This window comes from Cytobacillus sp. Bva_UNVM-123 (genome assembly GCF_046351715.2).
Lineage (GTDB): Bacteria > Bacillota > Bacilli > Bacillales > Cytobacillaceae > Cytobacillus.
The window spans coordinates 2,813,824-2,826,184 of record NZ_CM177772.1; the positions used below are offsets into that span (position 1 = coordinate 2,813,824).

A 12,361-nucleotide genomic window follows, 5' to 3' on the forward strand; every position below is an offset into this window, starting at 1 on the left:
TTGGAATTCCAAGTGCTTTTTCATTGTTATTTTTCTTCTTTTGCAAATGTTAAAAAAAGGAAAAACAGAAAGCTTAGTAATAAAATGGAGCCACCGACAATATATAAAACCGTATTTACCACACTTGGGAGAAATGCTGGTTTAAAGATAAACAGTGCCATTCCACCTGTTAAACCAATCGACCCGATAATCGCAGTATTAACATGGAGTTTTGCTAATAGACCGATTTTCGGAGTAAAAACTTTATAAAAGATAGCCCAAGCGAACAATGTTAACCAACCAACAACTAGTAGGTGTGCATGAATGGGTCGAAATGCATAATCCCCTGCTCCTGCCATATGAGATCCTAAGAATGCCCCAATAAAGGCAAAGATGGCAGATAATCTAAGCAATCGTTTACTGTAAGTTTGATTCATTATTTCTAGCCTCCATTAAAAGTAAAAAATACCAGTACTATCATTGTAAACATGAATATGGTGTTAAAGATATTAATATGCTTTAAGACTTATCTTTAAAATATTGATGTTGGAACTTAGCAGCCTCAGCCTTCCTACTTTAATTTAGCCTACGAATATGAACGGAATATGAACAACACTTTACAAACTAAAAAAGTGCAGAACATAAGAGTAGCTACTCTTATTCAGCACTTTTTTCATTTCTTTTTTTTGGTAATCTTACCGTAAAGATCGTTCCTGCTCCTTTATTACTTGTAGCTTCAATTCTACCGTTATGAATGGCAATAATCGATTCGACTATGGACAAGCCAAGTCCGGTTCCTTCGATAATGCGTGTTCTTGAAGTATCTTCTCGATAAAAACGGTCATAAATTCGTTCAAGTACATCTTTATCCATCCCTATCCCTGTATCTTTAAAAGTGATGATAAATTCAAGTTCTGTTTCATTTATCGTTATTTCAATTTCCCCATTTTCAATATTATATTTAATCGCATTCGTCAAAAGATTGTCCCAAACCGAATGAAGTAAAGATGGGTCTCCTTCGATAAAAGCTTCAGGCAGTGAGTAGCTCATCATAATTCCTTTCTCACTTAGGCTCCATTGATATTGCCTTACTAAGCTTTTGATTTGTTCACTAATATTAAAGCTTTTTGTTTCCATCATGCCTTTCTTACTATCAATTGAAGACAAGAGCAATAACTGCTTCGTCAAATTCGACAAACGATTTACTTCTGCATCTACAACTCCAATGTATTGTCTATCTTCATCTGTTAAATGACTGTTTTTTAACAGTCTCATATACCCTTTAATATTAGACAGTGGGGACTGAATATCATGAGAAATATTTGAGATAAACTCTTTTCTCATATCATCTACATTTTCTAATTTTCGAGCCATCGTATTAAAGCTTGACGTTAACTCACCTATTTCATCATGTCGATTTGTTTTAAGTTTGATCCCAAAATCTCCGTCTGCAATCAGTGCTGTCGCTTTCTTTAAACGACTGATTGGTTGAACAAGATACTTCGTGCTAATGAGGACAAATACAATACTAAAAGCAATAATCCCAACGACTAACCAACCAAATAAAACATGCATTTCACTAAACAGCAGTTTAATATCTGGCCGAATAAATAGCGCATAGGGCTCTCCTTGAATCTTGAAAGGAACCCCAACTGTATTACGTAGCTCATTAGCAAAAAAACCGGTCACAAAAGTTTTGTGTGGAAATTCACCAATTCCATGATAAATTTCCCCTTTGAGTACTTTATGAACAGATTCTTTCGGAAGATTATGTTTGCGATATTCTGCTCCATAATATTGTTTAAATCCATATTCATTTTCAACATAAATTTGATAACCAATGGAACCTATATGTTCAAAGTATTCATTAAAGTTTATCTCATCATGTGCATGAATAAAATCTGCGACTTCTAAAGCCATGTTAACAATCTTCTTATCATTTTCTTTTTTTAATGTGTTCTGGTAGTAATAATTTGAAAGCAGAAAGGAAATAAGTCCACTCACTAACATAATGAGTATGGTTGAAACAGCAAACTTAGCGTATAGAGATCGCATTATTGAACCTCCATGGAATACCCAACACCTCTAATTGTTTTAATAGAAAAATCATGAGCAGTATTTGAAAAACGTTCCCTTAATCGTTTAATATGGACATCAACTGTTCTTTCGTCTCCATCATAATCCATCCCCCAAACATGCTCAATTAATTGACTTCGACTAAAAACTCGATTTGGGTGGGAGGCTAAATAAGATATTAGTTCAAATTCTTTGAGCGGCAAAATATATGTTTTTCCACTTAATTCGACTTCATAGCTTTTTTTATTAATATACATAGAACCGATTCGAATATTCGACTCCAATGCTCTCCCATATCTTCTTAATAATGCATTTACTCGAAATAGCAATTCTTTCGGTTCAAACGGCTTTACAACATAATCATCTGTTCCTGAAAGATAGCCTTTTTCCTTATCTCCAATTTCACTTTTGGCAGTTAATAATAGCACTGGAATATCATAATTTTTGCGAATTTCTTCTGTTAATTCATAACCATTCATATATGGCATCATAATATCTACTATGGCAAGTATACATGTATCTTTTTCGAGCAATTTCAATGCCTCTGTTCCATTTGAAGCCTCAATCACTCGGAAGCCTTCTTTCATTAATAAGTTCTTTACGATATATCTAACATGTTTATCATCGTCTGTAACTAGTACTGTTTTCATCATCTCACCTTTTCTTTTCTGCCCCTTCATTCAATTGTATAAGACTCAAATGATTAATACCAAGTATAATTCGAAAAGAACCACGCAAGATAGCGTGGTCCTCTACATCTATATGATTAAAGTTCATCAAACCAAATATTAATTATTTTTCTTTTAAAAAATAAAAAGGACGAATATATCGCCCTTACATGTATGTTAACTTTTAGAAAAAATGCTATTATTATTGACAACTTGTAGTTCTCTTGTAGTAGATGACATTTCACTTTTACAAATTGGACAGGTTGGCTTTTCACTGCTTTTAAAATTATCTCTTACCCAGCAGTTACATGTTTCCGATGTACACTCCCAGATCTTTACTTCTTCTGTTTTGATTTCTTCTGTATTTTTCCTTCCGAATCCCATTGCCATAAGAAGGCACCTCCTACAAAGTAGACCCCATAAAAAAAATAAAAATCACTTGTTAAATAAAGGGAAAAAAATTACCGACTCTAAATAACAAGTGATATATGGGCAACTTATTTAACAACTTAATTGTTAGTATAACATAAATTTCCTTCCACGTCAAAAATGAAATGGAGAGGCTATATCATAAGCCATCCCTCACTATTTAAAGAAAACTTACATTTTTTATTTTGAAATGATCATACGATCCTATCTTGAAAGGTGTATAATATTTTAAGTTAAGATGTTAAAGTTGAAAGGATGAAAAATAATGAAGGTCATTAGTTACACTGTTGAGCATATACAAGATCCGACTGGCATTTTATCAGGGGAACGCTATGAATTTTATTTAGATCTTGAAGTGGATGAGGAAGATGAGCTATCTTCAGAAGACGGTTTACAATTACGAGTTCTCTTTTATAAAAATGATGATGATAAGAAAATATTGAATTATCATTTTTTAAATAGTGATGGTCTTCTGGAATTTGCATTGGATGAGGAAGAAGAAAAAATGATGACACAATTTTGTATCGACCATTATTTAGAAGTTGACAGTGAAAAGGAGTAGGTTTGCCCTACTCCTTTACAATTCAATCTTTTTCCCTTCTTCAACGATATGGAACATTAAATGTGCCAAATGATGGATTGGGCTATATTCTTCCTCTTCCCCGTCTTCTTCCATTTGTTCATCTTGAAACTCAAGATCATTCAAATGAAGTGCAGCAAACTGATAAAAGTCCTTCAATTCAAAAGCATAGCATGCGCTCGGATCTTCATTTTCCTCTTCATATTGCAGAACTAAATATGTTTCTTTTCCATTACTATCTTCTGCATCGAAATAAATAAAGAAGCCAATATTTGTATCTAATTCGAATAAATGTCTTGTGCCACCTTCTGTAACACGTTCAAAGTCCTCTTCACTCAATTTTTGAACCTTCATTTCATCCACTTGATCTTCCTTATGGAAACTAACTGTAAATTCTTTCATATTACTCTCCCTTCTCTTTTTCATAATAAAAGAGCCAATTTTGGCTCTTTTATTTCACTTATATTTTTGTAACATTAACCGCTTGAGGCCCGCGCTGGCCCTCCTCTATGTCAAAGTTAACTTCTTGACCTTCTTCTAACGTTTTAAAGCCCTCGCCTTGAATTGCAGAGAAGTGTACGAAAACATCATCGCCACCTTCAACCTCGATAAATCCAAAGCCTTTTTCTGCATTAAACCATTTCACTTTTCCTGTTGCCATTCTAAATCCTCCTAAATATCAAAAACTCATAAAATTTTTACCTTGCAGTTATTATTATAGGTAACTATTTAGGATTTTATCCATAATTTTGGCAACTATACATATTATTTATTTCTTGTTCTATTTCTTCTTCTATCTCTACCATCTCTTCCAGACTGATTCGTACTTCTTCCACGATCATTATATCTTTTTCGATCTCCAGAACGATCTGTTCTTGGCTTTCTAACTCTAATTGGCTCGACAGCCGTTAATTTAACAGGCGTAACGTCTGGATCTTTCGTTAATAATTTTAAGGCAGCGGCTAATAACGTAACAGAGTCTGTATCCTCTAATAATGATTCAGCAGCTCTTTTATAATCATTGTGCTCATTTTTTTCGATAATTCCCATTAAACGAGTAATGGTTGCTTGCTGATTTCCAATAAGCACATCATTAAAAGTCGGTACAGGTTTTTTTGTAATTTTACTTTTTGTCACATTTTCAATAATTTTCAAATGATCAATTTCCCTTGGAGAAACAAACGTTACTGCTAATCCTTTATTACCTGCACGCCCTGTTCTTCCGATACGGTGAACATAGCTTTCAGGATCCTGTGGGATATCGAAATTATAAACATGTGATACACCACTAATATCAAGACCTCGAGCTGCGACATCCGTTGCGACCATAATATCAATCGTTTGTTCTTTAAAACGACGAATTACTTGATCACGTTTCGTCTGAGGGATATCACCGTGAATCCCTTCTGCTGAATAGCCACGTTTAATTAAACCTTCAACTACTTCATCTACTCGTTTTTTCGTACGTCCGAAAACAATTGCAAGCTCAGGGGATTGAATATCTAATAAACTGCACAATACGTCGAATTTTTGTTTCTCATGAACTTCCATATAGTGCTGCTCTATATTTTTGACTGTCATTTCTTTTGCTTTAATTTTTACAAGCTCAGGATCTTTCATAAACTTTTCTGCTAAAGATTGAATTCTCTTCGGCATAGTTGCGGAGAAGAGCATCGTTTGACGCTCACCTTTAATTTCACTAAGGATTCTTTCGATATCCTCAATGAAACCCATATTTAACATTTCATCCGCTTCATCTAAAACGACCATTTTGATGTTGCCTAAACGTATTGTTCTTCTTTCAATATGATCAATAAGTCGACCAGGTGTTGCCGCAATAATTTGCGGTCTATTCTTTAACCCACGAATTTGGCGATTAATATCTTGACCACCGTAGATCGGCAATGTCTTAATTCCTTTCACCTGTCCGATACGATTTAATTCCTCTGCTACTTGAACAGCCAACTCTCTAGTTGGGGCAAGGACAAGTCCTTGAACACCTTCATTAATATTAATTTGTTCTAATAAAGGAACACCAAAGGCTGTTGTCTTTCCTGTTCCTGTCTGTGCCTGTCCGATCATATCTTTTCCCTTTAATCCAATTGGGATTGATTGTGCCTGGATAGGTGTCGGTTCTTCAAACCCCATATTTGATAATGCTTTTACAAGTTCATTACTAAGACCAAAATCCGAAAAAGTTGTCAAAGTAGTTGTTCCTCCTTAAATAAAACCTTGATTTCAAAATATTTTCCAATTATCACATTCATCTAAAATCAGTCAATACGTTAATAGGATTTCCAGTTTGTATCTCTTTTCTACATTTCACTTCAGGTAATTTTAACCTTAATTGAGAAGAAAAAACGAATAAATAATTCAAACAAAATAGGTAACAATAGATGGATTCTCTATTGAGGAATGAATGAAGAATACAAAGTGGAGAAAATAACGTAAAAAAGTGATGCATGAATGACATGCATCACCACTTTTTAGCAAAAATTATGCTTTGTTAACGTTAGCAGCTTGAGGTCCACGGTTACCTTCAACGATTTCGAAAGTTACTTCTTGACCTTCTTCTAAAGTTTTGAAACCTTCAGATTGGATAGCTGAAAAGTGTACGAATACATCTTGGCCTTCTGAAGACTCGATGAATCCGAATCCTTTTTCTGCGTTAAACCATTTAACTTTACCTGAGTTCATGTTTGTTACCTCCAAAAATATGTTCACCATAAGTCTTTCATATATAAACTTAAACAAAAAAGGTCGTTAATATCGCCTACATCTCATTGCAGCTACGACCACTTATCCTAAAAATATATATAACGAACATTACAGCGTTATTTAAATAATATCTGATCGTATTGGATAAGTCAAATCTTTCTTGTGATTACAATGCTTCCTTTTTTCCCTTCGTTTTTGCTGAAGTACGCTTCTTTTTTGCAGCTTGTTTTGGTTGTTTTGTTTGATCAATTGAAGCTTGGAGTGCAGCCATTAAATCGGTTACATTTGTGGCTGCTTCTTTCTTGGCAGAAGTAACATACTCTTTCCCGTCACGTTTTAATTCGATAAGCTCTAACAATGCACTTCGATATTCGTCCGTATATTTTTCTGGTTCAAAATTAGCAGTCAATTGGTCAATTAACAGAATGGCCGTATCGATTTCTTTTTTTGTCACCTTGTCCTCTGATGGAATATTCGGCACATCAAGGGCATTTCTAACCTCATCTGGGTAATGTATGGTTTCCATTACAAGCGTATTTTCAAACACTCGGAGAACGGCCATCTGTTCTTTTGAACGGATAATGAGCTTCGCTATTCCAACTTTTTCGGATTCAACTAATGCTTTTCGCAATAATGAATAAGCTTTGCTTCCTCCATCACCAGGTGACATATAGTAACTGCGGTCGAAATAGATCGGGTCTATTTGCTCCATTTTTACAAAATCGACGATTTCAACCGCTTTATCTTCATTTTCTTTTTTCAATTTTTCTAAGTCTTCCTCTTCAAGAACAACAAACTTCCCCTTCACATATTCATAAGCTTTTACGATCTCCTCTTGGTTTACTTCAACATCACAGACTGGGCATTTTTTTTCATATTTAATTGGGGAATGACATTCTTTATGAAGCTGTCTTAATTTTATATCCTTATCTTCTGTAGCAGCATGAAGTTTAATTGGAATATTAACAAGTCCGAAACTAATGCTTCCTTTCCACATTGTGTGCATAATCTATCTCCAATCTTTTTTCTTAATTTATGTGAAAGAGTCGGAATCATACATGTAAATTTGGTAAATCTAATTCGTAAATACAATTAATTAAGTAAGAGTGGTGAATATATGATGAAACCGATGCTCCCTAGTCTTTCCTTCGAAATACCTGAGGGTAAAGATTGGTTGTATGAGGTTAAATATGACGGTTATAGAGCAATCCTTCATTGGGATAAAGAGATTTCATTAATAAGTCGGAATGGCAAACATTTATTAAAGCTATTTCCAGAAATTCAAGCTTTTCTTGAAAAAAACAAGGAAAAGTTCACCCCATTTTTACCATTAGTGCTTGATGGAGAATTAGTCTCACTTGAAAACCAATTCAAAGCGAACTTTAAGTCGATTCAAGTAAGAGGGAGAATGAGGTCTGACAATAGGATTGCTGAACAAGCTCAGTTATCCCCGTGCCATCTTCTCCTATTTGATTGTTTAATGATTAACGGAAACTCGCTTCTCAACAAAACATACGAATTAAGAAAGGAAGAATTAACAGAGTTATGTTCAAAATGTACTCTCCCACTTCAACCAAATGAGCAAAACAAAAAATTACTTCAACTTATCCCTTCTTATCATGATTTTCAGAAATTATGGGAGAATATAGTGCTCTATAATGGTGAGGGAATAGTGGCGAAGCAAATAAAAAGTAAGTGGGAAGAAGGAAAAAGAACGAATTTATGGGTTAAATACAAAAATTGGAAATACGTTTCGTGTTTCATCACAGCTTATGAAAAATCAAACGGTTACTTCCATGCAGGTGTATTTGAACATAAGAAAATCTATTCTATTGGCCAATTTCTATTTGGACTTAAACCAGACGAGAAAAAGGCCCTTTTACAAATTATTAAAAACAATAAAATGAAAGAAGATAAAAACTTCATCTATGTAGAGCCGGCTATTTGTATAGAGTTAAAATATTTAGAAATGTATCAAGAGCAAATGCGAGAGCCACATTTTCATCAATTTCTATTAAATATAAAACCTGAACAATGCACGCTTGATCATTTCATTACACAACAGAATAATATTACTAATCAAATTGAAATCACACATCCTGACAAACAGTTATGGGAGCGTCCAGCTGTTCGGAAAATTGATTATATTCATTACCTACAAGAAATCTCTCCTTACATGCTTCCTTTTTTGAAGGAGCGATTATTAACTGTTATTCGTTACCCACATGGAATATTTGGTGAACCATTTTATCAAAAAAACTGTCCAGATTATGCACCAAAATTTGTTGAAACTTATGTCAAAGATGGCATTAATTATATCGTTTGCAATCATTTAAATACGCTATTATGGCTTGGTAATCAGTTAGCTTTCGAATATCATATTCCTTTTCAAACGATAACGAGTACTAGACCGAGTGAAATTGTATTTGATTTAGATCCACCCTCAAGAGATGAATTTCAACTAGCAATTAAAGCTGCCCTTCTCATTAAAGAAGTAATTGATGACCTAAATTTAATAAGCTTTATAAAAACTTCTGGCAATAAAGGATTGCAAATTTATTTACCTTTACAGGAAAATGAATATACGTATGAGGAAACAAGATTATTTACAACTTTTATAGCTGAATATTTAATATCAAAAGAACCAAGATTTTTTACAATTGAAAGAATGAAAAAAAATCGCAAAGGCCGTCTTTATGTCGATTATTTACAGCATGCTGAAGGAAAAACAATCATAGCCCCCTATTCAGCTCGAGGTACGAAAGAGGCTACCATTGCAACACCTTTATATTGGGATGAAGTAAATGAAAGATTAAAAATAGAGGATTTTCATATTCAAAGTGTATTAAAAAGGATAAATAATAATGGAGATCCATTTCACCATTATGAAGAGGCTAAAAAAAAGCAACATTTCTCACCTGTTATATCGTTTTTACAAAATGATTATCATAAAAACTAACATAATCTCCTGTGGGGCGTAATTCTTGACAGAACTTTAAAAGTTGCCCTACAGGGAGATTTGTTTAATATCGATATTTTTGTTATTAATAAACTTCTTTTTCATTTAATACATGGTCAGTCGCCCAATTCAGACATTCAGCATACACTTTAAATAAGTCTTTTTCTTCAATACATAAATCTCTGCATTTCTCACTTATAACCACCCACTCTGCTTTTTCGACAGCGAGCGCTAAATCAAGAACATCTTTTATTTGATTTTGACCACCTAATAACGCTTCACATATATCATCAGCAAGAGGTAAATCTTTCAGAATCGTTTTCATCGGCAAACTTAAGATCGTATCCATCATTGAAAACATACCGGTCATAAAGAAACTTGAAGAAGGCGCAGTTTTACATCTAAGCCGCTCAAGTTCTTCACACATTTTTGCCCTTGTTAAGCTTAATGAGATTATTTCTTGTGAGATATTTCGTTTTTCAATTGTTGACTCACGGACAGCAAGTACATAAATCCACTTTTGCAATTCAATAAGTCCGAGTAAGATAACTGCCTGTCTGATCGAGTTAATTTTTTGTTTTGGTCGGTAAGCTGGAGAATTTATGAGCTTAAGCAATTTATAAGATAAGGAAATATCCTTCTCAATCAATTCCGTAATTCGTTCAATACAAGGATCATCCATTGATAAATTTTGAATCATTTCATAATATGAATGGAAATAGGTTGGCACATCACGAGTTGAAAGGATCGTTGGCTTCGAAAAAAAGTATCCTTGAAAAAAATGATAACCCCGTTTTTTCGCCTCTTCAAATACCTCTCTCGTCTCGACCTTTTCAGCAACCATTTTTATATTTAGTAATTTTGCTAGCTTTTCAATTTTCTCTCGCATCTTCTTCGGAGTATGAATAAAATCAATTTTAACAAAGTCAATATATTTTAATAACTCATTCGAATGTGGATTCTTTTCATCAATGACAAAGTCATCTAGTGCTATTGAATACCCCTGTCCTTTTAACTCTTTACAGATTTCAATCATCTCTTCACTCGGTTCAACTGACTCAAGAATTTCAACAACAATTTCTAGAGGCCTAAAATAGGTTGGAAGCCTAAGTTTTAGCAAATTCTCTGTGAAATTAATAAAGCAAGGTTTACCATTTGAGAGTCTATCTATCCCAATATTTAAAAAACTGTTGATAATTAATTCAGCAGTTGCCTGATCTCCATCAATATTTGGAAATGCATTTACTTTTTGGCTGCTTCGATAAAGAAGCTCATAACCAAAAACATCTTCATTAACATTAAAGATTGGCTGCCTTGCAACAAAAACCTCCATTTTTCTACCCTCCGAAAGATTTCTTCCAACTTTCACACAACTCTTATTATAAACAATAGATTTTTGACAATGTTGTCGAAATGTGTAGTTAAGCGAAAATAAAAAGCCGCAACACTATTCACTAATGTTGCAGCTTTCACTATGGCAATCGCTTTATCCGCTGTTTCATTTCTTCTTCATTTAACGGACCTAGTGCTTTACTCCTAATTACTCCATCAGAATCAATAAAAAAACTTGTTGGATAGCCAATAATTTCATATTGATGTGCTACACTCCCTTTTTCATCGAGTGGGATTGGAAATGTTAATCCGTAATCTGCAACGAATTTTTCGACATGGCTAATATTTTTTTCCGATGTTGTAACATTTACAGCAAGAATCTCAAAGTCACCGTCCTTTTTCTCCGCATATAGTTTTTCCATATGAGGCATTTCTGCCTTACATGGGCCACACCAGCTTGCCCAAAAATTTAGAAAGACAGGCGTTCCTTTAAAATCGCTAAGCTTGATTGGATTTCCATCTAAATCAATCAGTTCAAAATCAGGAGACCGATCCCCTTCCTTTAAACCGATTGGCAGCTCATTCGGATTTTGAATTTTTTCAAACTTCTCTGCCTGCTCAAGCTGTTTAACTATCCCTTTGTCTTTTAGAATTACTTTATCAATCATAAATAATACAAGAACAATAACTGCTGCTATCAATAAAAATTTCTTCACTTTTACACCTCTTAAAAAGACTTATATAAAATTATCATACAATATTCATTTTACTGATTCTATAAATCTGCATAAAACCATTCGAACCTAATAAATACAAGTTAATGATTTGAATAACGAAATCGTTCTGAAATAATTGCTAGTAGAACTAATCTTTCCTCATCAGTAAGCTCTTTCTCAAATGAAAGTATTGGCGTATTAGGATCTTTAAATCTCTTCCCCCACTCTACAGGCAGCCACCCTTTTCTAACGCGGCTAATCATCTGCAACTCACGAAAAATTTGATAGTCCATAAATAGAGCTGATTGTTTAACCGTCAATATACTCTGGTCATACGTAAAAACCGTTTCAGCATGATGATTGCGATAAATATCAATATTTATAATCTGTTTACAATCTAGCCTCATGACTTCAATCCGATTTTTTTTAAATGTATAAATAGCAATTAAACGATTTGTTTCATCATAAACGCCATAATTTCTCTTTAATAAATTGTCTAAAAAATATGGAAGGTACCACCGGATCGTCCAATTTTTTAAATCTTTCACTTCTCCAACCTGCTTGCCGTCCTTTTCAAAAATAATCATTCTTAATGATGGGGCTGGTAGAAATGCAATCATTACATCATCTATTTGTAGTAGCTTTCTTGTCTGCTCGCCATTTCTAATTTGCTCTGTAATTTCTTTCGAACGACTTTCATTTATTAAATAACAGTGATAGCAAACAATACTATAAGCGAGAAAAGGAATGATAGTTAAGATTAACAAACGATTATGCATGATAATGATTCCGTAAATGGCGAGAATAAATGGGGGAATAAGAGCAATAAGGCTTGCATTTAATGCAATGACTGCCGATTTTTGATAATATTGCTGAATGTTCATTTTCAAATCTCCCTATTGAT

14 protein-coding genes are annotated in these 12,361 nt (G+C 33.8%); 2 read left to right on the forward strand and 12 right to left on the reverse strand.

All coding sequences use genetic code 11. The features are described from left to right. Positions 1–26 precede the first annotated feature (26 nt). From KDN24_RS13995 to KDN24_RS14010, 4 genes are all read right to left on the reverse strand, one after another. Positions 27–416: a hypothetical protein gene (locus tag KDN24_RS13995; RefSeq protein WP_409973657.1), complete on the reverse strand. Its 390-nt coding sequence runs from the start codon at positions 414–416 to the stop codon at positions 27–29. Positions 417–636: 220 nt separating this feature from the next. After that, positions 637–2,034: a sensor histidine kinase gene (locus KDN24_RS14000; protein ID WP_409973656.1), complete on the reverse strand. Its 1,398-nt coding sequence runs from the start codon at positions 2,032–2,034 to the stop codon at positions 637–639. Next, positions 2,034–2,705 carry a response regulator transcription factor gene (locus KDN24_RS14005; RefSeq protein WP_409973655.1) on the reverse strand — a complete coding sequence of 224 codons (672 nt, stop codon included), beginning with the start codon at positions 2,703–2,705 and terminating at the stop codon, positions 2,034–2,036. Before KDN24_RS14005 ends, KDN24_RS14000 begins: the two co-directional genes overlap by 1 nt. A 195-nt stretch (positions 2,706–2,900) precedes the next feature. After that, positions 2,901–3,107: a cold-shock protein gene (locus KDN24_RS14010; protein WP_409973894.1), complete on the reverse strand. Its 207-nt coding sequence runs from the start codon at positions 3,105–3,107 to the stop codon at positions 2,901–2,903. A gap of 310 nt (positions 3,108–3,417) precedes the next feature. Between KDN24_RS14010 and KDN24_RS14015 the strand changes: the two genes are divergently transcribed. Next, the gene (locus KDN24_RS14015; RefSeq protein WP_409973654.1) at positions 3,418–3,714 is read left to right on the forward strand and encodes a DUF6509 family protein; all 297 of its coding nucleotides are present in this window, start codon (positions 3,418–3,420) and stop codon (positions 3,712–3,714) included. A 15-nt stretch (positions 3,715–3,729) separates the two neighbouring features. On the opposite strand, the gene KDN24_RS14020 is transcribed toward KDN24_RS14015, so the two are convergent. The 5 genes from KDN24_RS14020 to ku form a co-directional block, all read right to left on the reverse strand. Continuing rightward, complete coding sequence (locus KDN24_RS14020; protein ID WP_409973653.1) at positions 3,730–4,134, reverse strand: cytosolic protein; 405 nt, start codon at positions 4,132–4,134, stop codon at positions 3,730–3,732. 58 nt (positions 4,135–4,192) lie between these two features. After that, the gene (locus KDN24_RS14025; protein ID WP_409973652.1) at positions 4,193–4,393 is read right to left on the reverse strand and encodes a cold-shock protein; all 201 of its coding nucleotides are present in this window, start codon (positions 4,391–4,393) and stop codon (positions 4,193–4,195) included. A 104-nt stretch (positions 4,394–4,497) separates the two neighbouring features. Continuing rightward, on the reverse strand, positions 4,498–5,937 hold the full coding sequence (gene cshA, locus KDN24_RS14030) for a degradosome RNA helicase CshA (RefSeq protein ID WP_409973651.1): 1,440 nt from the start codon (positions 5,935–5,937) through the stop codon (positions 4,498–4,500). A gap of 291 nt (positions 5,938–6,228) precedes the next feature. Beyond that, positions 6,229–6,429, reverse strand: coding sequence for a cold-shock protein (locus tag KDN24_RS14035; RefSeq protein WP_491348051.1), 201 nt, complete (start codon positions 6,427–6,429; stop codon positions 6,229–6,231). A gap of 187 nt (positions 6,430–6,616) precedes the next feature. Further along, on the reverse strand, positions 6,617–7,456 hold the full coding sequence (gene ku, locus KDN24_RS14040; RefSeq protein WP_409973650.1) for a non-homologous end joining protein Ku: 840 nt from the start codon (positions 7,454–7,456) through the stop codon (positions 6,617–6,619). Positions 7,457–7,570: 114 nt separating this feature from the next. Here ku and KDN24_RS14045 point away from each other — a divergent pair, with 114 nt between their 5' ends. Beyond that, positions 7,571–9,409 carry a DNA ligase D gene (locus KDN24_RS14045; RefSeq protein WP_491348486.1) on the forward strand — a complete coding sequence of 613 codons (1,839 nt, stop codon included), beginning with the start codon at positions 7,571–7,573 and terminating at the stop codon, positions 9,407–9,409. Between the two features lie 85 nt (positions 9,410–9,494). On the opposite strand, the gene KDN24_RS14050 is transcribed toward KDN24_RS14045, so the two are convergent. The 3 genes from KDN24_RS14050 to KDN24_RS14060 form a co-directional block, all read right to left on the reverse strand. After that, positions 9,495–10,742 (reverse strand): EAL and HDOD domain-containing protein, encoded by a 1,248-nt coding sequence (locus tag KDN24_RS14050; RefSeq protein WP_409973649.1) that lies wholly within the window; start codon positions 10,740–10,742, stop codon positions 9,495–9,497. A gap of 139 nt (positions 10,743–10,881) precedes the next feature. Continuing rightward, positions 10,882–11,457 carry a TlpA disulfide reductase family protein gene (locus KDN24_RS14055; protein ID WP_409973648.1) on the reverse strand — a complete coding sequence of 192 codons (576 nt, stop codon included), beginning with the start codon at positions 11,455–11,457 and terminating at the stop codon, positions 10,882–10,884. A 101-nt stretch (positions 11,458–11,558) separates the two neighbouring features. Next, positions 11,559–12,341, reverse strand: coding sequence for a hypothetical protein (locus KDN24_RS14060; RefSeq protein ID WP_409973647.1), 783 nt, complete (start codon positions 12,339–12,341; stop codon positions 11,559–11,561). Positions 12,342–12,361 lie beyond the last annotated feature (20 nt).